This window comes from Streptomyces sp. WM6372 (genome assembly GCF_001279655.1).
Lineage (GTDB): Bacteria > Actinomycetota > Actinomycetes > Streptomycetales > Streptomycetaceae > Streptomyces.
In genome coordinates this window covers 1-19,282 of sequence record NZ_LGDB01000249.1, presented here as the reverse complement: position 1 = coordinate 19,282, position 19,282 = coordinate 1, and the positions used below count along the sequence as shown (strand labels likewise).

Below are 19,282 nucleotides of genomic sequence, written 5' to 3'. Positions count from 1 at the left end.
CTTTCCCGCGATACCGTCGGCTCCATGGGGAAAAACCTTCAAACCGGTAAACGGCTCAGGCCGGTCGACCTGGCGCGCGAGCACGGTCTTTCCACGCAGGCGGTCAGGAATTACGAGGAGGCCGGCATCCTCCCGGCCGCCGGCCGCACCCCCCACGGCTACCGCACCTACACCCCGCTGCACGCGGCGGCCCTGCGCGCGTTCCTCGCCCTCGCGCCCGGCCACGGCCACCAGAAGGCGACATCGATCATGCGCGCCGTGAACCAGGGGGCGGTCGACGCGGCGTTCCGCCTCATCGACGAGAGCCACGCCCAGCTCCTCGACGACCGGCGCACCCTCCAGGCCGTAGAGAACGCCCTGCGCGACCTGGAGCCCACCACGGCACCCGAGCCCGGCGACATGTTCATCGGACTGCTGGCGGAAGCGCTCGGAATCCGGCCCGCGACGCTGCGCACATGGGAGCGCGCCGGCCTGGTGCGCCCGCGCCGCGACCCGCTGACCGGGTACCGCGTCTACGGCGAGGCCGACGTACGCGACGCCCGGCTCGCCCACCAACTCAGGCGGGGCGGCTACCTGCTGGAACAGATCGCCCCGCTGATCGCCCAGGTGCGCACGGCCGGCGGCCTGGAACCGCTGGAGGCCGCACTGTGCGACTGGCGCGCCCGCCTGTCCGCCCGTGGTCGGGCGATGCTGACCGGGGCCGCGGAACTGGACGCGTACCTGCGCGAACGCGCGGGCGCCGAGCCGCGCCCCGGCGGCTGAAGGAACCGGCCCCGCGGCAACCTCCCGCACTCAGCCTCACCGACAACACATATCGTCTTGACAAATTATTTTGTCGGTCGGATCCTGGAGTGGTGCTGGACGTCGCCGTGATCGAAGAACCCGCCGCCGCCGAGGCCTCCCTGGACCCGATGCGGTCCCGGATCCTCGCCGCCCTCGCCGAGCCCGGCTCGGCCGCCATGCTGGCCGTCCGTCTGGGGCTGCCCAGGCAGAAGGTCAACTACCACCTCAAGGAGCTGGAGCGTCACGGGCTGGTCGAGCTCGCCGAGGAAAGGCGCAAGGGCAACGTCACCGAGCGGATCTACGCCGCCACCGCCGCTTCCTACGTCATCTCTCCCAGCGCCCTGGCCTCCGTCAGTCCGGACCCCTCCCGGTCCCCGGACCAGCTCTCGGCCCACTGGCTGCTGGCGCTGGGCTCCCGGCTGGTGCAGGAGGTCGGCGCGCTGGTGACGGGCGCGTCCCGGGCCGGGCGACGGGTCGCCACCTTCGCCGTCGACGCGGAGGTGCGGTTCGCCTCCGCGGCCGACCGGATGGCGTTCGCCGACGAGCTGACCCAGACCGTGGCGGCCCTCGTCAGCCGCTACCACGACGAGAGCTCCCCACAAGGCCGCGGCCACCGGGTGATCGTCGGCCTCCATCAGATCCCCGCCGCGCCGCCCACCACTCCCGGGAGCAAGGCCGAACCCGCAGTACGACAGGAGAACGCGCAATGACGCACCCGTTCGAGATCGAGCAGGAAGTCATCCTGCCGGCGAGCCCCGAACAGGTCTGGGAGGCGATCGCCACCGGACCGGGGATCGACTCCTGGTTCATGGGGCGCAACGAACTCGACCCGCGCGTGGGCGGCACCGCCGCCATGGACATCGGCGGCAACCGAGAGGAAGCCCGGGTCACCGCCTACGAACCGGGCAAACGCCTCGCCTCCCGCACCGCCACCACCGACGACGGCCGCTTCATGGCCTTCGAGTACTTGATCGAGGGGCGCGACGGCGGCAGTACCGTCCTGCGCGTCGTCCACAGCGGCATGCTCGGCGACGACTGGCAGGACGAGTACGACGCACTGCGCCGCGGCTGGCCCTTCCACCTCCACACGCTCCGCGAGTACCTGGCCCACTTCCCGGGGCGCACCGGCGTCCCGGTCTTCGCCATGGCGCCCACGGGCGAGCGGCCCGCAGCGCAGGTCCGGGAGGCACTCGTCCGCGGGCTGTCGCTGCCGAGCCCGGTCGTCGTCGGAGCACGGGCGTACGCCGAGCCGGCCGGTCTGCCTGCGGTGGAGGGCGAAGTGACCTGGGCGGACGACGAACGCTTCGAGGTCCGTACCGCTGACGCCCTCCACACCTTCCACCACGGCCCCGGCATCGTGCTGATGTTCCACCACCTCTTCGCCCAGGACGCGGACGCGGACGCGGGCACGGACGCGGGCACGGACGCGGGCACGGACACGGGCACGGACACGGGCGCGGACACCGGCGCGGACCGCGCCGAAGCCGCCTGGCAGCAGTGGCTGACCGGCCTCTTCGCCTGACCTGCCGCAGCACCCGGAAACAACGTGCAACGCCCACCCGAGACCACGAGGAAACCCTTCTCATGCGCACTGTGATCAGCACGGCCTTCATCTCGCTCGACGGAGTCGTCGAGGCACCGGGCGCCTCGCTCGACGGAGTCGTCGAGGCACCGGGCGGCGAACCCGGCTACCGCAACTCCGGCTGGACCTTCAAGGACATCGACTTCGTCCCCGAGGCATTCGAGATCAAGGGGCGCGAACAGCAGGAGTCCACCGCCGTCCTCATGGGCCGGACCAGCTACGAGGCCTTCAGCCCCGTGTGGCCGGGCATGGCCGAGTTCGCCCGCTACAAGACGATGCCGAAGTACGTCGTCTCCACCACCCTCACCGACGACGAACTCGTCTCCGACTGGGGCGAGACCACCATCCTGCGCTCCCTTGACGAGGTCGCCGCCCTCAAGGAGACCGACGGCGGGCCGATCATCGTCCACGGCAGCGCCCGGCTGAACCAAGCCCTCTCGGACGCGGGCCTGATCGACCGCTACCACCTGCTGGTCTTCCCGCTGCTGCTCGGAGCCGGCAAGCGCCTGTTCAGCACGACCGACAAGGACACCCAGAAGCTGAAGCTGGTCGAGCACGAGGCCTACTCCAACGGCCTCCAGAAGCAGGTCTTCGACGTCGTCCGCTGAGCGGCCTTCCGGCGCCCTACAACACCACGATCCCCAGGGGCCGTTCGCCCGCCGCGAGGCGTCGCGTCGTACCGCTCGCCAGCTCGACGACGGTGATCCCGTCCCAGTGGCCGTCACGGGTGAAACCACCCGTGACGTACGCGGTGCGGCCGTCCGCGGTGACCGCGACGTCCTCGTGCGGCCCGCCCAGCGGGATCGTGCGCTCCGTCCCGCCGGGGGACCGGACCGTCAGCGAGGCCGCGTCCTCGCCCTCCGCCGCGCCGACCACCAGCAGCGTCCCGTCGGGGGCGAGGGCGGCTCCGTGCTGGTGGATGTCCGCGGTCATCGGCTCGACGGAGACCCGGCCCGTGCCGGGGTCGAGAACGGCCAGCTTCTCGCCCTCGAACGGCAGCAACAGCCGCCCGTCGGAGGGCCGCACCACCGCGTAGTGCGGCTTCAGCCAGGAGCCGAGGCCCCGTTCCCCGTAAGGGGCGACCACCAGCCGCCGGGCCGCGAGGGTGTCGGCGCGCACCGCCGTCACGTCGTACGAGTCGTGCCCGGTCGCGTACACCTCGCGGCCGTCCGCCGCGACGTCCACGTCGAAGGGGCGGTGGCCGACGGGCACGGTGGCGGTCACCGCACGCGTCGCCGTGTCGATGACCTCCAACACGCCCGCACCGCCGGGCACGTTGACCCCCACGTAGAGCCGCCGCCCGTCGGGGGCGAGCGCGATGCCCATCCCGCCGCCCCGGTACTCGCCCGTGGTCACGGGCCCGCTGCCGGTGCGGTACGGGATGCGGCCCAGGCCCGTGCCGGTGGCGGTGTCCACCACCGCGACCCCCTCCGCCGTCGCGACCCAGGCCCGCCCGTCCGCGCCGAGCGCCAGCCCGTACGGCGCGGTCCCCACCTCCACGGAGCCCACCGGGCCGCGCGCGGGGTCCACGAAGGTCACGGTCGAACCGCCGAAGTCCGTGACCAGGAGCGTGCCGTGCGCCGTGGGCACGGCCGCGCCGGCCGCCGCCGATGGCTCGCCCCGTGGCACCGCCGCGGCTCCGGCCCCGGCCCTGGCACTCGTACGATCGCCGCCACCGCCACCGCCACCGCCACCGCCACCACCGCCCGCCGCGTATCCTGCGAGCACGGCCGCTGCGGCCAGGACCAGCGCCGGCCGGCGCGTGCCGACCGGGCGCGCCCAGCGCGCCCTCACCGCAGCAGCTCCGCGATCTCGGCGTACCCGCGCCTCTCCGCGTGGGCGAGCGCCGTCACCCCGTCGCCGTCCGCCAGTTCCCGGTCCGCGCCCGCCGCGAGCAGCAGCCGTACGATCTCCTGGTGGGCCGGGCCCCCGTCGCCGAGGATCACGGCCTCCAGCAGGGCGGTCCAGCCGAGCCGGTTCACGTGATCGACGTCGATGTCCGTCACCGCCAGCACCTCCCGCACGTACGCGACGTGCCCGCGCTCGCTCGCCGGGATGTGCGACACGCCGCCGAACCGATTGGTGCGCCGCAGGTCGGGCCCCGCCGGGAGCAGCACGCGCAGCATCGCCACGCTGCCCGTCACCCCGGTGACCAGCCAGGCGCTGTCCTGACGGGCGTCCTGTGCGTCGACGTCGGCGCCCGCCGCCACGAGCACCCGGGCCGCCTCCACGTGGTTCCCGAGGGAGGCGAGCAGAAGCGGCGTGCGCAGCTCCGTGTCGCGCGCCTCGACGTCCGCACCCCCTTCGACCGCCGCTCGTACGGCAACGGTGTCCCCGGCCCGTGCGGCCTCCAGCAACTGACGATCGACGGCCTTCATCCCGTACCCCTCACCGCTCCACGGCCTCGCGGCCACCTGTCCCGGCCTCGATCCTCCCCCCGCCGTCCCCACCGCCCCGCCCCCGGACCGGCTCCCGCTCGTCATCCGATCGGCTGATGCGCAACGGACCGCCGTCCGCTCTCTTCCGCGGCGCGCCGGTGCCGCGCACTCCTCGCGGCGGCAGTGTGCGTGGTGGTGACGTACGCCCTGCGCCGGCGGCCGAGCGGGAGTCAGTGCCCGGATACCGATCGATGCGCCACGGGGAAATCGAAGTACGTGTCGGGGAACGTCTCCGGCTTGTACGTGAAGTGCCACCACTCCTCGGGCAGGTTGACGAAGCCCTCGGCGGCCAGGGTGCCCTTCAGGAACTGCCGGTTCGTCCGCTGAGCGCCCTGGATCCGGGGGTCGTCGGTGTGCGCCAGCGTGTCGAAGCAGTCGAACCCCGTCCCCATGTCCACCGAGTTGTCGGGCCGCCGTTCGCCCTGCGGTGCGTAGCAAGGGCCGGGCCGCACCGATCCGCCCACGGCTGCCGGTGAGTTCACCTTGACGATCGTCAGGTCCACCGTGCTGCCCCTGCTGTGGCCCGACTTCTCCGCGATGTAGCCGTCCGCGAACAGCCGGTCCTTGGCGACCCGCGGGTAGAACTCCGCCTTCATCCGGTCGTCATCGAGGTCCTTCGCCCATCGCGCGAAGTGGTCGACGGCCCGCTGAGGCCGGTAGCAGTCGTACACCTTCAGCGAGTAGCCCTGCGGCAGCAGTTTCTCCTGAGCCCGGTGCAGTGCCTCGGCGGTCGGCTTGGTGAGGATGCACAGGGGCTGCCGGTAACCGTCGATGCGACGTCCGATGAAGTTGACCTTCGTGGCATAGCGCATGTCCTGGATGATCGAGGGATCAACGGAGGACAGCGCGACGAAGTCCTTCGGAGCCTTCCCCGCCGGCGGCGCCGGCGCGGCGTGGGCGAGAGGAGCGAGGGAGCCTGCGATCAGTACCGCCCCGGCGGTGACGAGGAGAGGAGTTCGCTTCCTCATGACTTCCCTTCCGGTGTCTTCGTGCCGCCCGAAACGGAGCCGGAGCCGGAGCCGTGGCCGGAGCCTGAGCCGAGGACGTTGTCGAGGTAGCCCGCGAGTGCGGACCGCAGGCCGTCAGGTGTCATCTTCTGCTCGTCGATCAGGTGCGCCACGAGGTCGGCGCGGATGGCGGCCAGCAGTGCGTGGGCGGTGAAGTCCGCGTCGTGGACGCCCGGCACCTCGTCCAGCGCCGCGCGCAGCGTCCCGTGCCACCAGCCGTAGTGTCCGGCCTGGTAGGGGCTGCTGACTCCGGCGTCCTCGGCGGCCGACATCAGGTTGCGGTTCTCGACCTTGAAGCGCAGCGAGGCATCGAGGAGCTCGAGCACCCGCTCCCGAGGTGAGGACCCGGCCGTCTCCTGTGCCTCCTGCACGGCCTGCCGCAGGGGTTCGAGGCGGGAGGCGATCACGGCGCCGATCAGGCCGGCGCGGTCGCCGAAGCGCCGGAAGAGGGTGCCCTTGCCCACTCCCGCGGCCGCCGCGATGTCGTCCATCGACACGCTGTGGGGGCTGCCGCTCGCGGCGAAAAGGGCGTCGGCGGCAGCCAGGACGGCTTCTCGGTTGCGCTGGGCGTCCGCGCGCTCTGGGCGCTGGGCCACAGGTCCTCCTCGGTCTTCGGCCTGTCCGGGCCCCGGAAATGATATGCGGCCGCTGCCCTCCCGGCGGGTGGCGGCGGGCTGCCCGGGGCCGGTCGGATCCGCGGTGGTCATCGGGGGCGCAGGACTCGGGCCTACGCCCCCGATGAGCGAGAGCCGGCCGAAGCACCGCGTTCTTCGAAGTCCGCCGGAAGAACCTCGCGACGGGATGTCGAGAACCCGCGCGCGGCTCCGTCCCAGGAGCGAACGCAGCGACAAGCGACAATGGGCCCGTACCTGACCCAGGAGAACCCGATGGCGAAGTACCTGAACGAGCCGCTGCTGCGGGAGCTGGTGCCCGCGGTGATCGGTGTTCTCGTCCGTCGCGGAGCCGACTTCGCGGCGGCCGAGGACGCCGTGCAAGACGCCCTGGTCGAAGCCGTGCGCCGGTGGCCGGACGACTCGCCGCAGGACCCCAAGGGCTGGCTGGTCACGGTGGCCTGGCGGAAGTTCCTCGACTCCGTCCGCGCCGATGCCTCCCGGCGGCGGCGGGAGGAGCTGGTCGAGGCCGAGCCCGAGCCCGTGCCCGTACCCGACCGGGGCGAGACGGCGGACGACACGCTTCAGCTGTACTTCCTGTGCGCGCACCCGTCCCTGACTCCCGCCTCGGCCGTAGCGCTCACGCTGCGCGCGGTCGGTGGTCTGACCACGCGGCAGATCGCGCAGGCCTACCTGGTGCCGGAGGCGACCATGGCCCAGCGGATCAGCAGGGCCAAGCGCACCGTCTCCGGGGTCCGGTTCGACCAGTCCGGTGACGTCTCCACGGTGCTGCGCGTGCTCTACCTGGTCTTCAACGAGGGCTACTCCGGTGACGTCGACCTGGCCGCCGAGGCGATCCGGCTCACTCGCCAACTGGCGGCCAAGACCAGCGACGAGGAGGTCGCGGGCCTGCTGGCGCTCATGCTGCTCCACCACGCACGGCGCCCGGCCCGGACCGGCCCCGACGGCAGGCTCGTGCCGCTCGCCGAACAGGACCGCGGCCTGTGGAACACCCAACTGATCGCGGAGGGCGTCGAGATGCTCCAGGCCGCCCTCGTCCGCGACCGCCTGGGCGAATTCCAGGCCCAGGCGGCCGTCGCCGCGCTCCACGCCGACGCCCGGACCGCCGAGGAGACCGACTGGGTGCAGATCGTCGAGTGGTACGACGAACTGGTGCGCCTCACCGACAGCCCGGTGGCCCGCCTCAACCGGGCCGTCGCGGTGGGCGAGGCCGACGGCCCGCGGGCCGGCCTGGCCGTCTTGGCGGGGCTCGACCCCTCCCTGCCACGGCACACCGCCGTCGCGGCGTACCTGCACGAGCGGGACGGCGACCCCGTGACCGCGGCACGGCTCTACGCCCGGGCCGCCCGGTCAGCGCCCAACATCCCCGAACGCGACCACCTCACGCGACAGGCCGCCCGGCTCAACGCGCAGCTGCGCCGTTGAGAGCCGACCACCTGCCGGGAGCGCCCACTCGGGACCCGCGCCCCGCGCCGGACGGACGTCCGGGTCCTCAGGTGGCGGAGCCTGCCGCCGAACCCGTCGCGAGGTCCGCGCCCCAGCGCGCTATCGCGGCCGGCAGGTCGAGCGGTCCCGGGCGCAGGTCGGCGTCTTCGGCGGGCCAGTCCTCGCGGGGGACGCGCCACATCACCTCGAACTCGTTGCCGTCCGGGTCCTTGGCGTAGAAGGACTTGGAGACGAGGTGGTCGCTCGCGCCGACCAGCGCACCGCGCTCCCTGAGCTTGTGGCCCAGCTCGGCCAGCTCGCCGAGCGTGCCGACCTCCCAGGCCAGGTGGTAGAGGCCGACCCGGCCCTGCTCGGGCCCGGGCGCGTCGGCGCCGATCGCGAACAGTCCGAGGTCGTGGTCGTTGAGGCTGCCGGGTGCGCTGAGGAAGGCGGCGCGGCCGGCGGTCAGGTGGTCGACCTGGAATCCGAAGACGTCGGTGTAGAACGCCACGGAGCGCTCGACGTCACGGATCCAGAGCACGGCGTGGTTCAGGCGGCGGACGGACATGCGGCAGCGCTCCCGGTGGCTCGAATGGTCTGGCTCGATAGGGTGGCCACAGCATAACGTTCAAATTCGAACTACTAGTCCCGATTCCGCGGCGGGGACGCGGGACGGGGCGTGGGGCGGGGTGGTGGGGGAGGGTGCCGGCCCGTGGCGGCCGGGCCGGAGCGGGTGGGTCAGAACGCGAAGACGGCGTTGCCGTTCAGGGTCGCGGACATGGTGCAGCTGTTGGCGAAGGTGTGCTTCCAGGCGACCCGGCTGCCCTGCCAGACTCCGTCGGCGGTCACGGTCACGGGCGCGTAGTTCATCGGACACGCGCGGTTCGTGTCGGGCGCGGCCAGCAGCCGGTCGAAGGTTCCGCCGGTGGAGTTCAGGGTCGTACAGGCGGCCTTGGCGTCGGGGTGCGTGCCCTGCGCGGACGGCATGCAGCTGAGGGTGGCGGCGCGGAGGACCGTGCCGGTGTGCGCGTCGTCCCCCTGGGAGATGGAGAACACCATGGCGGACGGGGCGTACAGGCTGGTCGGCTTGGCCTCCGCCATTCCGGCTGCACCGGCCAGGCACAGGACGGCGGCGGCTGCGGAGACGGCAACGGAGCGATAGCGCACGACAGGGACTCACATTCGATTCGAAGGTCAAGCGCGACATTTTCTTGCGTTGTCGCGCTCCGATGTGGCTGAGTCTGTCCGAGGCGAAGGCGGACCGCATATCGGTGGTCGTTTTACGGACACCTCGTTCGAATATCGGATAACGAATGGTCGTTCGGGCAGCTCGCAGGGGGTGCACTCGCTCCGTATCCGCTCGGAAACAGGGGGTGACGCCCCGGTCGGCGCCCGGATCCGGCTCGCTGACCTGCCCTTGCGCGTCCCGCGTTCACCTGAAGGTCATTCGGCTTGTCCGGATCCGTGCGGTTCTCCGGCCTTCGCCGGCGGTCCGGGTCGGCCGTTCGGCGGAGGGAGGGGCCCGTACGAGTGACCTACCCTGGATCGGAATCGTGAGTTCCGGGGGTCGAGCGCAAAGGAAGAGCGCGTCCATGGGTATCACCAGCAATCCCGCACGCCGTCGTCGGCGTCGGGCGGGATCCGCCGTGTCCGCGGCCGTCCTCGGCCTGCTCGCGGCCGCCGGTGCGCCGGCCCTCGCCGCCACGGACGGCTCGGCGGGCCGGTCCTCGGGCGTCTCCGGATCCGCCCGGGGCGCCCAGGGCGCCACGCCGCTCCCGATGGGCATCTCGCGCCTCGCCCAGGGCCCCGGTCGCAACGTGGCCATCACCATCGACGACGGCCCGGACCCCCGCTGGACTCCGCAGGTCCTCAAGGTGCTGCGGGAGAATCACGTCAAGGCCACCTTCTGCATGATCGGAACCAAGGCGCAGAAGTACCCGGCCCTCGTGCGTGCGGTCGCCGCCGACGGGCACCAGCTGTGCGACCACTCCGTCGACCACGACGTGACGATGGACCACAAGCCCGTCGCGTACCAGCGGCAGCAGATCCTGGACGGCAAGGCCATGATCGAGCGGGCCGTGCCGGGAGTCGCCGTCAACTACTACCGCGCGCCGGGTGGTGCCTTCACTCCCGACAGCCGTGCGATAGCCGCCGCGAGCGGGATGCGGCCGCTGGGCTGGAGCGTGGACCCCAAGGACTGGAGCCGGCCGGGTCTGCCGGCGATCGTCGCCGCGGTGGAGGAGAAGCTGCCCCGGCAGCCGACCGTCCTCTTCCACGACGGAGGCGGCGACCGCAGTGAGACGGTCGCGGCGCTCAAGCAGTACCTGCCCTGGCTCACCGCGCAGGGCTACGGCTTCACGTTCCCGGCCCGCACCGCGCCTTAAGGGCGGGGCCGGCCGCCGTCGCCGGCCGCTACGCCTCCCGTACCCGTACGTACGCCCCCGCCCGCGCGGCCACCGCCGCGGCCGTCGCGGCGCGGTCGGCGGCGGCCGCGTCGAGCGGGAGGGCGGTGGTCAGGAGGCGGTAGTAGAGCGGGGCGGACGCCGCGCGGATCACCTCGTGCGGATCGGTCCCCTCGGGCACCTCCCCGCGGGCGGCGGCCTCTTCGACGCACGGCGCCCATTCCCCGACGCGGGTGGCGTAGAAGCCGTGCAGGGCCTCCGCCGCCTTCGGGTCGCAGGTGGCGGCCGCGATCACCGCCTTGAACAGGGCCCCCCGCCGCGGATCGGACAGCGTCCGCTGCACCAGAGCGGCGTTGGCCCTGAGGTCCCCGAGCAGCGAGCCCGTCTCCGTACGGGGGTCCGAATGCTGTGCCATGTCCAGCAGCAGGTCGGTCACGAGACCGGCGGCCGTCCCCCAGCGCCGGTAGACGGTCGTCTTCCCGACCTCCGCGCGGCGCGCGATGTCGGCGAGGTCCAGGTGGGCGAAGCCCTGCTCGGCCAAGACGTCCGCGGTGGCACGCAGCACCGCCGCACGCACCCTCGCCGTGCGCCCTCCGGGCCGGGTGGTCCCCGGATCCGAGTCGGTTTCCACGAACTCCATAACGGGACTCCAGTTCCATTAGTCGCCGAGCCTTGCTAGGCTGACGCCATCTTAACGGAACCATGGCCCCATTAGTGAGCCGCGTGGGGGAGGGGATCGCCATGAAGGACGTGAAGGGCATGAACGACATGGAGTACCGGCGACTGGGCGCGTCCGGACTTCAGGTTCCGGCGCTCAGCTTCGGCGCCGGCACCTTCGGCGGCCGGGGGCCGCTCTTCGGTGCCTGGGGCAGTACGGGTGTGGAAGAGGCGCGCCGCCTCGTGGACATCTGCATTGATGCCGGGATCACCATGTTCGACACCGCCGACGTCTACTCCGACGGCGCGTCGGAGGAGGTGCTGGGGGCGGCCCTCAAGGGGCGCCGCGACCAGGTGCTCATCTCCACCAAGGCCGGCCTGCCCATGGGCGACGGCCCCGGCGACGCGGGCACCTCGCGGTCCCGTCTGATCACTTCCGTCGAGGACGCCCTGCGCCGCCTCGACACCGACCACATCGACCTCTTCCAGCTGCACGCCTTCGACGCCGGCACCCCGGTGGAGGAGGTGCTGTCCACGCTGGACGACCTGGTCCGGGCCGGGAAGATCCGTCACCTGGGCATCTCCAACTTCTCCGGCTGGCAGGCGATGAAATCCCTCGCCACCGCCGACCGCCGCGGCCGCGAGCGCTACGTCGCCCACCAGGTGTACTACTCGCTCATCGGCCGCGACTACGAATGGGAACTGATGCCGCTCGGCCTCGACCAGGGCATGGGCGCGATCGTCTGGAGCCCCCTCGGCTGGGGGCGGCTCACCGGCAAGATCCGCCGCGGCGCGCCGCTGCCCGCAGGCAGCAGACTGCACGACACCGCCGACTACGCGCCGCCGGTGGAGGACGAGCACCTCTACCGTGTGGTCGACGCGCTGGACGAGATCGCGCAGGAGACCGGGAAGGCGATCCCGCAGATCGCCCTCCGGTGGCTGTTGCAGCGGCCGACCGTGTCCTCCGTCATCATCGGGGCCCGCAACGAGGAACAACTGCGACAGAACCTCGGGGCGGTCGGCTGGACGCTCACCCCCGAGCAGATGGCGCGGCTCGACGCGGCGAGCAGCCGCCCGGCCCCGTACCCGTACTTCCCGTACCGGCGCCAGGAGGGCTTCGCCCGGCTCAACCCCCCGGTGGTCTAGGCCGATCCCGGTGCGGCGTGGACGGCGCCCTCCGGACTGCTTCGCGCCCTCGTGATCTTTATGGGAACCTCCCGATGCGCTGCGTAAGGGGCAGATCCCGGCCTAGGAGGCTTGGCTTTCAGGACAGAGCGTGTCCTTTGACGCGGCCATAGTGGACGGCATGACGAGTGACGCGACCGCCCGGATGCTGCGCCTGCTGTCCCTGCTGCAGACCCGGCGGGAGTGGGCCGGCCTCGACCTGGCCGGCCGGCTCGGGGTGACCGTGCGCACCGTACGCCGCGACGTCGACCGGCTGCGCGAGCTCGGCTACCCCGTCGACAGCGCCCGCGGTCACGGCGGCGGCTACCGCCTCGCCTCCGGTACGGACCTGCCGCCGCTCCTCGCCACGCTCGCCGTCGCGTGCCGCGACCACGAGATCCTCACCTTCGACTACACCACCCGCCACGGCGCGACCGCGTCCCGCCGTGCGGAGCCCTGTCACCTGGTCGCCTCGGGGAGCCTCTGGTACCTGCTCGCCCATGACGTCGCCCAGGACGACTGGCGCGTCTTCCGTCTCGACCGGATGTCCGATCCGACCCCGACCGGCCGCCGCGTCCCTCCCCGCCCCGTGCCCGGAGAGGACCCCGCGGCCTTCGTCGCCGACCGGCTCGCGGCGGCCCCCACCCGGTACCGGGCCGTCGCCACCGTCCAGGCGTCCGCCGAGCACGTACGCGCCCACACCCGGGGCCTGGCCGCCCGTATCCGTCCCGGGACCGCAGACACCTGCCTCGTCGACGCCTCCGACGACTCCCTGACCCACATCGCGCAGACCCTCGCGACCCTGGGCGCCGACTACGCCCTCGACGCGGACCCGGAGGTCGTCCGCCACCTCCGCGCGACGGCCCGGCGAGCCCTGCGCTCCCTGACCGCCGAGACCGGCCAGGACGGCGCGTGAGCTTCAGGAAGCGGTACCGGCCGGACCATCACGCAGGACGCCCCCGCCTCGACGCCCGACCCACCGCCATGAGGCCCGCGAAAGCCTGCCGGCCGGAACGACCCGGCAGACCTGAGCCCTCAGCCGTGGATCGGGAAGGACGCCTGGAACGCGAGGCGCCCGTCGGCCCCGTCGCCGATGCGGGCGAGGACCTCGTCGAGCGCGATGAACTCCTCCCATGCCGCCCGGTCAGTGGCTTCGGCCAGCCGGGCCACGACGAGATCCTCCAGGTCGGGAACACGCTTGTTCTTCCAGACCTTGTCGGCGAGGCTCACCAACAGGTCTTCCACACCGGCACCCGAATCCGTCCACGACGCGTGCGTCGCGGCGAAGCGGGCCAGTTCCGGGCTGACGCCCTGGGCGAGCAGAAGGGTCCGCCCCGCGTCTTCATGCACGGATCCGGGCCGGGAGAGCTCGCGGACGTGCACCGTCTTTCCGATGTCGTGCGTCGCCGCCCCGAAGAGCACCGCCCCGCGGTCGAACTCCACGGCGGGGTAGCGCTGTTCCAGCCACTCGACCAGCTGGTGCGCGACGTCATGGACGGCACGCAGGTGAGCCGCCAGCTGCGGTGGACTTCCCAGCTCGGACAGAAGCTCCGCAACTCGATCCGGCAGCGGGAGCAGCGGCGGATCGACGGCGTCGCTCATGGCCTTCGACAGGCGTGTGCCCCGTACGTGCCGGCTGGCAGCATGTTGCCGTGACCCCTTCCCGAATCCGCGTCCCGGAGGCACTCGCGGCCTCTCACCGCGCAGCGTGGATCGCCGGGCTTCCCGCGCTGGCCGCGGACTGCTTGGACCGCTGGGAGCTGCGTCCCGACGGGGCGCCGCGCCATGGCGCGGTCGCTCTCGTGCTTCCGGTCGTCCGCGCCGACGGCGCGCTGGCCGTGCTCAAGCTCCAGCCCGTGGACGACGAGACGCGGGGCGAACCACTGGCCCTGACCGCATGGGCGGGAAAGGGCGCGGTCTCGCTCCTCGAAGCCGACCCCGGCACCGGCGCCATGCTGCTGGAGCGCCTCGACGCCGGCCGTTCGCTGGCCGCCGTCGAGGACGACATGACTGCCGTGCGGGTCCTGTCCGAGGTCTTGTCCCGTCTGGTCGCCCTGCCGGCCCCCGAAGGCGTACGCCGTCTGGCCGACATCGCGGCGGCCATGCTTCGAGCGGCGCCGGTGGCACTGACGCGCCTCGCGGATCCCGCGGACCGCCGACTGGCGCAGACCTGCGCGGCGGCGATGCGGGAGCTCTGCGACGAGCCGGGTGATCGCCTCCTGCACTGGGACCTGCACTACGACAACGTCCTGGCTCCCCTCGGCGCCGCCGCCGCAGAGCGTGAGCCCTGGCTGGCCATCGACCCCAAACCCCTCGCCGGAGACCCTGGATTCGACCTGCTGCCCGCCCTCCGGAACCGCTGGGACGAGGTGGCGGCTTCGGGGGACGTCGCGCGAGCGGTCCGGCGGCGCTTCGACCTGATGACCGAGGTCCTCGGGCTCGACAGGCGGCGCGCGGCCGGGTGGACGCTCGGCCGGGTCCTGCAGAACGCACTGTGGGACGTCCAAGACGGCGGGACCTCGATGGATCCGGCCCAGGCGGCCATCGCCAGAGCACTGCTGACCGACCGTTGACCCGTACGGGAGACCGGGACGGGATCCGGATCTTCGTGGGTTCTGCCAGTACGGCAGCCTGCCGGGATGTGGAGAGACTGCCGAGCAGACCTCGCGGCGGGCCCCGATGACGGGGACCGCCCGGGGCCGAGGACATGACCACACACGGGGAAGGACACGCGATGGGCGTGCAGCAGTACGACGAGATCGGCGAAGCGTACGAGGGCTTCAAGGCACTGCCGCTGGAGCAGTACGCGGTGGTACCCGGCTTCCTGGCCCTGGTCGGCGACGTGACCGGCAAGTCGATCCTCGACCTGGCCTCCGGAACCGGTTTCTACAGCAGGGAGTTCAAGCGGCGCGGCGCCACGGAGGTGCTCGGCATCGACATCTCGGGTGAGATGGTCTCCGTGGCGCAGGCGCTGGAGGAGCGGGAGCCGCTGGGCGTGCGCTACGAGGTGGGCGACGTGTCCGAACTCCGTTCCCTCGGGCAGCGGTTCGACATCGCGCTGGCGGTCCAGCTGCTCAACTACGCGCCGGACATCGCCACCACGGAGCTGATGTGCCGGGCCGTGCACCGGAGCCTGAAGGCGGGCGGCGAGCTCTTCCTGCTCAACCAGTCGCCCGACTTCAGCTTCGACGGGCCGACCCCGGAGAAGTACGGGTTCCTCAGCGAGCTGACGGGCGAGGAGGGCGAGACGGGACCGCGGGTCCGCACCACCGCGCTCCTCGACCCGCCGGTCTCGTTCATCGCGAACCGTCCGCGCCGCGAGGTGTACGAGGACTGCCTGCGGGCGGCCGGATTCACCGACCTGACCTGGGCTGCGATCCCGGTGTCGGAGGCCGGCGTACGCGAGTACGGCGCGGAGTTCTGGGCGGACTTCCACACCAACCCCCCACTGGAGATGCTCCGCTGCCGCGCTTGACCCCCGCCCCCCCGCCCGGACGCCCGGCCGCCGGGAGTTCCGGCATTGGCCCCGCCCCGCCCGGAGGTTGCTGACAGCATCGGCACCATCGAACAAGGGGGGCCCATGCATTTCCGCGTCCGCACACGCGCTGTCGCCACCACCGCCGTCGCCACGGCCGTGCTGCTCGCCGGCTGTAGTTCGACCCCGGCCGAGGAACTGAAGGACTGGTGGTCCTCCGGTGGCGAGGCAAGGGTCAAGGGCCTGTCCGACACCTCGGCCCGGGTCAACGACGTGAGCATGCGCCCGATGGACACGTGGGGCCCCGCTTGCCAGGAGCTGCTGACGGAAGTGGCGAAGGTCAAGAATCTCGACACCCTCCCGAGCAAGAACGCCCAGGGCCTCTGGAAGGAAGCCCTGACCGCCTTCGACCACGGAGGCAACGAGTGCGCCGCCGGGGCCGGCAACAAGGAGGAAGCCCGGGCCTCGGCGGGCATACGCGAGGTGCAGAAGGGCATCGGCCGACTGGCCGCGGCCGTGTCCGTGATCAGGAGCGACCTGGCGGCCAAGTGACCCGGCGAGATCGCCGGCCGGCACACCCGGACCGCGCAGGCCCTGCCCGCCCGGTTCGACGCGCACGCCACGGCCGGACGTACCAACGAGCAGCGTGCTGGCGGAAGTTCGCGAGTTCGCGCCTCTAGTCCACGGTGGGGCTGCGGCGTTCGACCAGGACGACGTCGCGCCACCTCCCGTGGTGGCGGCCGATCCGCTCTCGGGTGCCGATGATGCGGAATCCGGCCCGCCGGTGCAGGGCGAGGCTGGCGGTGTTCTCCGGGAAGATGCCGGACTGCACCGTCCAGATGCCCGCGGCGTCGGTGGAGGCGAGCAGGGCGTCCAGCAACGCCAGGCCCACACCCCGGCCTTGGGCGGCGGGGTGGACGTAGACGGAGTGCTCGACGACACCGGCGTACGCGCACCGGTCGGAGACCGGGACCACGGCTGCCCACCCCAGAACCCGGCCGCTGCCGTCATCGAGGGCGGCCAGGCGGTGCCCGGGCAGCTTGGCGGCGTCGAACGCCTCCCAGGTCGGGGCCGAGGTCTCGAAGGTGGCGTTGCCCGCGTCGATGCCGAGCTGGTAGATCGCCAGGACCTGCGAGGCCTGCTCCGGCCGCATCGCCGTGATGCGCACGCCCGAAGGGGCCGCGGTCACGCCACGGCCTCGATGCCGAGCTCGGTGAGCAGGCCGCGGATGCGGCGTTCGATCTCGTCCCGGATCGGGCGTACGTCCGCCACTCCCTGCCCGGCCGGGTCCTCCAGCTTCCAGTCCAGGTACCGCTTGCCGGGGAAGTACGGGCAGGCGTCCCCGCAGCCCATCGTGATCACGGCGTCGGAGGACCGCACCGCCTCCACGGTGAGCACCTTCGGCGTCTGGGCGGAGATGTCGATGCCGACTTCGGCCATGGCCTCCACCACGGCCGGGTTCACGGCGTCGGCGGGCGCGGAACCGGCGGAACGGACGTGGACCCGGTCCCCGGCCAGGTGGGTGAGGAAGGCGGCGCCCATCTGGGAGCGGCCGGCATTGTGCACGCAGACGAACAGCACGGACGGGACGGCGGAGGCGCTCATGGGATCAGGGCACTTTCTTCGGCAGGTCGGGTCGGTGCGGGGACGGAGGCGGGGACGATCCCGGCGGAGGTGTCGGTGGAGGTGCGGCCGATGGTCACCTCCGGGTCGGCGGCAGCGCGCCGGACCGGCGGCGCCCCGGCTCTCACCTTGCGGCCCTCACGGGCGCGGCAGGAACCTCCAGCAGGGCGGACAGCCTGGCCAGGGTCTCGGGCAGTACCCAGTAGTACACCCATGTGCCCCGCCGCTCCGAGCCGACCAGCCCGGCCTCCCTCAGTACCTTCAGGTGGTGGGAGATCGTCGGCTGGGAGACGTCGAACGGTCCGATCAGGTCGCACACGCACGCCTCGCCGCCCTCGTACGAGGCGATCAGCGAGAGCAGCCGCAGGCGGATGGGATCCGAGAGCGCCTTGAACATCCGCGACAGCTCGGCCGCGGCCCCTTCGTCCAGCGGCTCGCGCACCATCGGCACGCAGCACGTCGCGTCGTCCTGCCCGAGCACCGGCAGACCGGCTTGTTTCGACATCCCTCTATGTTGACACCCATCTAATCGGGTGGCAACGTCAACTGTATCGACAAGCGTCGAAACAAGCTGCGCCCCGATCGGAGACCGTCATGTCACGTGTCCAGCTCGCCCTGCGCGTCGCCGACCTCGAAGGCTCGATCGCCTTCTACTCCAAGCTCTTCAACACCCGACCCGCCAAGCGCCGCGAGGGCTACGCCAACTTCGCGATCACCGAGCCGCCGCTCAAGCTCGTCCTCATCGAGGGCGGGGCGGGCGAGGGGACCCGCCTCGACCACCTCGGCGTCGAGGTCGGCTCCACCGAGGACGTCGACGCCGCCGCGGCCCGCCTCCGGGAAGCGGGCCTGGCGACGTTCGCGGAGAACGACACCTCCTGCTGCTACGCCCTCCAGGACAAGGTGTGGGTCACCGGCCCCGGAAAGGAGCCGTGGGAGGTGTACGTGGTCAAGGCCGACGCCGACACCCTCGGCGAGGGCGCCGACGGGACGCCGCAGGAGTGCTGCGGCACCACCGCCCGCACCACTGCCCGCACCACCACCGGCACCACCACCGGCTGCACCTGTGGCGCCTGACCGGCGACCGCACGGCCGGCAACGGTCGGCCCGTCAGCGCCCCAGCGCGTTACGGACCGTCAGCCCGTGGTGGCGGCGCAGCCGGTGCATCTCCCACCAGGACAGGGCCGTGACGGTGACGGGTGCGCCGAGGATGAAGACCGCCCGGGCGCCCGCCGGGACCTGGGGGTATGCGCCGGTGACCACATCCAGGAGCGCCATCTCCCACACCAGGATCCCGGCGAGGATCGGCGGCACCACCTCGTGGATGTCGGCGGTACGGAAGACGTGGACGAGTGACAGGCCGATGCCGTAGAGGGCGAAACCGATCGACCACAGGCACAGCACCCCGATGACGATCTTTCCCGGCAGCCCGACGGCGTCCCGGAACCCCGCCAACTCCGGCGCCATCGCGAGCGCCGACGTGCCCATGGAGGCCATGATGGCCAGCACCGCGCCGAGTGAACGCAGGGCCCGTCGCAGGTAGACGCGCCGCAACCCGCCCCGCGCGGCCGCGACGAACGCGCCGACCACCACGGGGAACGTGCAGACCAGCACCAGGACGCTGGACCAGCTCTGGTCGAGCCGGTCGTCCGCCACGGCTTTGACGTCGTCGGCGCTGACGACCGCCTTGTACGCGACCATCAGGCCCACCCAGGCCGCCAGCCCCAGCGCGGTCCGCCACAGCTGGAGCTTGCGGACCTCGGGATCGTGCACGATCCCGGGACGCGAAGGACGGAAGGCCGACTGGGCGGCGTAGAACGGGTTGTAGAGGCCGCGCAGGACCTTCCGGCCCCGCGACGGCTCGACGCGCGGCGGCGGAACCTGCGGATGGCCCCACCCGTACGGGTAAGCCTGCGCCGGAACCGGCTGCGCGTACGGGTACCCCGGCTGCTGCGCGTACGGATACCCCGGCGGCGGGGCGTACGGGGCTCCCCGCGGCGGGACCGGGGAGCCCTGGCCCGCCCAGCCCGCCAGCGGAGGACTGCCCGCTCCACCCTCCGGGCCCCCGCCGGTGACCCCGCCCCCGACGTGACCGCT

24 protein-coding genes are annotated in these 19,282 nt (G+C 72.3%); 12 read left to right on the top strand and 12 right to left on the bottom strand.

The features are described 5' to 3' along the window. The first annotated feature begins 24 nt into the window (after window positions 1-24). The 4 genes from ADK52_RS37435 to ADK52_RS37420 all read left to right on the top strand — a co-directional run bounded on the left by ADK52_RS37435 (window position 25) and on the right by ADK52_RS37420 (window position 2,973). Window positions 25-762 (top strand): TioE family transcriptional regulator, encoded by a 738-nt coding sequence (locus ADK52_RS37435; RefSeq protein ID WP_053694300.1) that lies wholly within the window; start codon window positions 25-27, stop codon window positions 760-762. Between the two features lie 92 nt (window positions 763-854). Next, on the top strand, window positions 855-1,493 hold the full coding sequence (locus tag ADK52_RS37430) for a helix-turn-helix domain-containing protein (RefSeq protein ID WP_078988917.1): 639 nt from the start codon (window positions 855-857) through the stop codon (window positions 1,491-1,493). Beyond that, a complete protein-coding gene (locus ADK52_RS37425; protein ID WP_053694299.1) occupies window positions 1,490-2,305 on the top strand; it encodes an SRPBCC family protein in 816 nt (271 codons plus the stop codon). Before ADK52_RS37430 ends, ADK52_RS37425 begins: the two co-directional genes overlap by 4 nt. Window positions 2,306-2,367: 62 nt before the next feature. After that, on the top strand, window positions 2,368-2,973 hold the full coding sequence (locus ADK52_RS37420) for a dihydrofolate reductase family protein (protein WP_053694298.1): 606 nt from the start codon (window positions 2,368-2,370) through the stop codon (window positions 2,971-2,973). Between the two features lie 16 nt (window positions 2,974-2,989). On the opposite strand, the gene ADK52_RS37415 is transcribed toward ADK52_RS37420, so the two are convergent. The 4 genes from ADK52_RS37415 to ADK52_RS37400 all read right to left on the bottom strand — a co-directional run bounded on the left by ADK52_RS37415 (window position 2,990) and on the right by ADK52_RS37400 (window position 6,406). Continuing rightward, complete coding sequence (locus tag ADK52_RS37415) at window positions 2,990-4,159, bottom strand: hypothetical protein (protein WP_078988898.1); 1,170 nt, start codon at window positions 4,157-4,159, stop codon at window positions 2,990-2,992. After that, window positions 4,156-4,743, bottom strand: a complete 588-nt coding sequence (locus tag ADK52_RS37410) for an ankyrin repeat domain-containing protein (RefSeq protein ID WP_053694297.1) — start codon at window positions 4,741-4,743, stop codon at window positions 4,156-4,158. The genes ADK52_RS37415 and ADK52_RS37410 overlap by 4 nt, the downstream gene beginning before the upstream one ends. A gap of 230 nt (window positions 4,744-4,973) precedes the next feature. Then, window positions 4,974-5,771 carry a M15 family metallopeptidase gene (locus ADK52_RS37405; protein WP_053694296.1) on the bottom strand — a complete coding sequence of 266 codons (798 nt, stop codon included), beginning with the start codon at window positions 5,769-5,771 and terminating at the stop codon, window positions 4,974-4,976. Beyond that, window positions 5,768-6,406 carry a TetR/AcrR family transcriptional regulator gene (locus ADK52_RS37400; RefSeq protein ID WP_053694295.1) on the bottom strand — a complete coding sequence of 213 codons (639 nt, stop codon included), beginning with the start codon at window positions 6,404-6,406 and terminating at the stop codon, window positions 5,768-5,770. Before ADK52_RS37400 ends, ADK52_RS37405 begins: the two co-directional genes overlap by 4 nt. Window positions 6,407-6,709: 303 nt before the next feature. Here ADK52_RS37400 and ADK52_RS37395 point away from each other — a divergent pair, with 303 nt between their 5' ends. Continuing rightward, window positions 6,710-7,867, top strand: coding sequence for an RNA polymerase sigma factor (locus tag ADK52_RS37395; RefSeq protein WP_053694423.1), 1,158 nt, complete (start codon window positions 6,710-6,712; stop codon window positions 7,865-7,867). A 67-nt stretch (window positions 7,868-7,934) separates the two neighbouring features. Here ADK52_RS37395 and ADK52_RS37390 read toward each other — a convergent pair whose 3' ends face one another. Together ADK52_RS37390 and ADK52_RS37385 are read right to left on the bottom strand one after the other, a co-directional pair. After that, complete coding sequence (locus tag ADK52_RS37390) at window positions 7,935-8,435, bottom strand: VOC family protein (protein WP_053694294.1); 501 nt, start codon at window positions 8,433-8,435, stop codon at window positions 7,935-7,937. Between the two features lie 170 nt (window positions 8,436-8,605). Further along, window positions 8,606-9,034 (bottom strand): subtilase-type protease inhibitor, encoded by a 429-nt coding sequence (locus ADK52_RS37385; RefSeq protein WP_063784039.1) that lies wholly within the window; start codon window positions 9,032-9,034, stop codon window positions 8,606-8,608. Window positions 9,035-9,459: 425 nt separating this feature from the next. Here ADK52_RS37385 and ADK52_RS37380 point away from each other — a divergent pair, with 425 nt between their 5' ends. Further along, window positions 9,460-10,251 (top strand): polysaccharide deacetylase family protein, encoded by a 792-nt coding sequence (locus ADK52_RS37380; RefSeq protein ID WP_053694292.1) that lies wholly within the window; start codon window positions 9,460-9,462, stop codon window positions 10,249-10,251. 28 nt (window positions 10,252-10,279) lie between these two features. Here ADK52_RS37380 and ADK52_RS37375 read toward each other — a convergent pair whose 3' ends face one another. Next, on the bottom strand, window positions 10,280-10,909 hold the full coding sequence (locus tag ADK52_RS37375) for a TetR/AcrR family transcriptional regulator (protein ID WP_199828609.1): 630 nt from the start codon (window positions 10,907-10,909) through the stop codon (window positions 10,280-10,282). A 128-nt stretch (window positions 10,910-11,037) separates the two neighbouring features. Here ADK52_RS37375 and ADK52_RS37370 point away from each other — a divergent pair, with 128 nt between their 5' ends. Then, entirely contained in the window at window positions 11,038-12,072 is a 1,035-nt protein-coding gene (locus ADK52_RS37370; protein WP_053694421.1) for an aldo/keto reductase, read from the top strand. Window positions 12,073-12,232: 160 nt separating this feature from the next. Continuing rightward, complete coding sequence (locus tag ADK52_RS37365; protein ID WP_063784047.1) at window positions 12,233-13,006, top strand: helix-turn-helix transcriptional regulator; 774 nt, start codon at window positions 12,233-12,235, stop codon at window positions 13,004-13,006. Window positions 13,007-13,125: 119 nt separating this feature from the next. On the opposite strand, the gene ADK52_RS37360 is transcribed toward ADK52_RS37365, so the two are convergent. Then, on the bottom strand, window positions 13,126-13,692 hold the full coding sequence (locus tag ADK52_RS37360; RefSeq protein WP_053694290.1) for an HD domain-containing protein: 567 nt from the start codon (window positions 13,690-13,692) through the stop codon (window positions 13,126-13,128). Between the two features lie 50 nt (window positions 13,693-13,742). Between ADK52_RS37360 and ADK52_RS37355 the strand changes: the two genes are divergently transcribed. The 3 genes from ADK52_RS37355 to ADK52_RS37345 all read left to right on the top strand — a co-directional run bounded on the left by ADK52_RS37355 (window position 13,743) and on the right by ADK52_RS37345 (window position 16,117). Beyond that, window positions 13,743-14,663, top strand: a complete 921-nt coding sequence (locus tag ADK52_RS37355) for an aminoglycoside phosphotransferase family protein (RefSeq protein ID WP_053694289.1) — start codon at window positions 13,743-13,745, stop codon at window positions 14,661-14,663. A 161-nt stretch (window positions 14,664-14,824) separates the two neighbouring features. Continuing rightward, complete coding sequence (locus ADK52_RS37350) at window positions 14,825-15,565, top strand: class I SAM-dependent methyltransferase (RefSeq protein WP_053694288.1); 741 nt, start codon at window positions 14,825-14,827, stop codon at window positions 15,563-15,565. Between the two features lie 105 nt (window positions 15,566-15,670). Continuing rightward, complete coding sequence (locus tag ADK52_RS37345; RefSeq protein ID WP_053694287.1) at window positions 15,671-16,117, top strand: hypothetical protein; 447 nt, start codon at window positions 15,671-15,673, stop codon at window positions 16,115-16,117. 124 nt (window positions 16,118-16,241) lie between these two features. Here the strand turns inward: ADK52_RS37345 and ADK52_RS37340 are convergent, their stop codons facing one another. The 3 genes from ADK52_RS37340 to ADK52_RS37330 form a co-directional block, all read right to left on the bottom strand. Then, window positions 16,242-16,718: a GNAT family N-acetyltransferase gene (locus ADK52_RS37340; protein ID WP_182508809.1), complete on the bottom strand. Its 477-nt coding sequence runs from the start codon at window positions 16,716-16,718 to the stop codon at window positions 16,242-16,244. A gap of 32 nt (window positions 16,719-16,750) precedes the next feature. After that, entirely contained in the window at window positions 16,751-17,170 is a 420-nt protein-coding gene (locus tag ADK52_RS37335) for an arsenate reductase ArsC (RefSeq protein ID WP_053694285.1), read from the bottom strand. 142 nt (window positions 17,171-17,312) lie between these two features. Continuing rightward, window positions 17,313-17,693, bottom strand: a complete 381-nt coding sequence (locus tag ADK52_RS37330) for an ArsR/SmtB family transcription factor (RefSeq protein WP_053694284.1) — start codon at window positions 17,691-17,693, stop codon at window positions 17,313-17,315. 89 nt (window positions 17,694-17,782) lie between these two features. On the opposite strand from ADK52_RS37330, the gene ADK52_RS37325 reads away from it, so the two are divergent. Further along, a complete protein-coding gene (locus tag ADK52_RS37325) occupies window positions 17,783-18,262 on the top strand; it encodes an ArsI/CadI family heavy metal resistance metalloenzyme (protein WP_053694283.1) in 480 nt (159 codons plus the stop codon). A gap of 33 nt (window positions 18,263-18,295) precedes the next feature. Here the strand turns inward: ADK52_RS37325 and ADK52_RS41990 are convergent. Beyond that, on the bottom strand, window positions 18,296-19,282 hold a 987-nt coding region (locus ADK52_RS41990), incomplete at its 5' end, for a hypothetical protein (protein ID WP_234344429.1).

What these genes read in the sequence shown, in the direction of transcription:
- ADK52_RS37435 (WP_053694300.1), top strand. Translation starts at nt 25, where the DNA reads ATGGGGAAAAACCTTCAAACCGGTAAACGGCTCAGGCCGGTCGACCTG.
- ADK52_RS37425 (WP_053694299.1), top strand. Translation starts at nt 1,490, where the DNA reads ATGACGCACCCGTTCGAGATCGAGCAGGAAGTCATCCTGCCGGCGAGC.
- ADK52_RS37420 (WP_053694298.1), top strand. Translation starts at nt 2,368, where the DNA reads ATGCGCACTGTGATCAGCACGGCCTTCATCTCGCTCGACGGAGTCGTC.
- ADK52_RS37410 (WP_053694297.1), bottom strand. Translation starts at nt 4,743, where the DNA reads ATGAAGGCCGTCGATCGTCAGTTGCTGGAGGCCGCACGGGCCGGGGAC.
- ADK52_RS37405 (WP_053694296.1), bottom strand. Translation starts at nt 5,771, where the DNA reads ATGAGGAAGCGAACTCCTCTCCTCGTCACCGCCGGGGCGGTACTGATC.
- ADK52_RS37390 (WP_053694294.1), bottom strand. Translation starts at nt 8,435, where the DNA reads ATGTCCGTCCGCCGCCTGAACCACGCCGTGCTCTGGATCCGTGACGTC.
- ADK52_RS37380 (WP_053694292.1), top strand. Translation starts at nt 9,460, where the DNA reads ATGGGTATCACCAGCAATCCCGCACGCCGTCGTCGGCGTCGGGCGGGA.
- ADK52_RS37375 (WP_199828609.1), bottom strand. Translation starts at nt 10,909, where the DNA reads ATGGAGTTCGTGGAAACCGACTCGGATCCGGGGACCACCCGGCCCGGA.
- ADK52_RS37370 (WP_053694421.1), top strand. Translation starts at nt 11,038, where the DNA reads ATGGAGTACCGGCGACTGGGCGCGTCCGGACTTCAGGTTCCGGCGCTC.
- ADK52_RS37365 (WP_063784047.1), top strand. Translation starts at nt 12,233, where the DNA reads ATGACGAGTGACGCGACCGCCCGGATGCTGCGCCTGCTGTCCCTGCTG.
- ADK52_RS37360 (WP_053694290.1), bottom strand. Translation starts at nt 13,692, where the DNA reads ATGAGCGACGCCGTCGATCCGCCGCTGCTCCCGCTGCCGGATCGAGTT.
- ADK52_RS37350 (WP_053694288.1), top strand. Translation starts at nt 14,825, where the DNA reads ATGGGCGTGCAGCAGTACGACGAGATCGGCGAAGCGTACGAGGGCTTC.
- ADK52_RS37345 (WP_053694287.1), top strand. Translation starts at nt 15,671, where the DNA reads ATGCATTTCCGCGTCCGCACACGCGCTGTCGCCACCACCGCCGTCGCC.
- ADK52_RS37340 (WP_182508809.1), bottom strand. Translation starts at nt 16,718, where the DNA reads ATGCGGCCGGAGCAGGCCTCGCAGGTCCTGGCGATCTACCAGCTCGGC.
- ADK52_RS37335 (WP_053694285.1), bottom strand. Translation starts at nt 17,170, where the DNA reads ATGAGCGCCTCCGCCGTCCCGTCCGTGCTGTTCGTCTGCGTGCACAAT.
- ADK52_RS37330 (WP_053694284.1), bottom strand. Translation starts at nt 17,693, where the DNA reads ATGTCGAAACAAGCCGGTCTGCCGGTGCTCGGGCAGGACGACGCGACG.
- ADK52_RS37325 (WP_053694283.1), top strand. Translation starts at nt 17,783, where the DNA reads ATGTCACGTGTCCAGCTCGCCCTGCGCGTCGCCGACCTCGAAGGCTCG.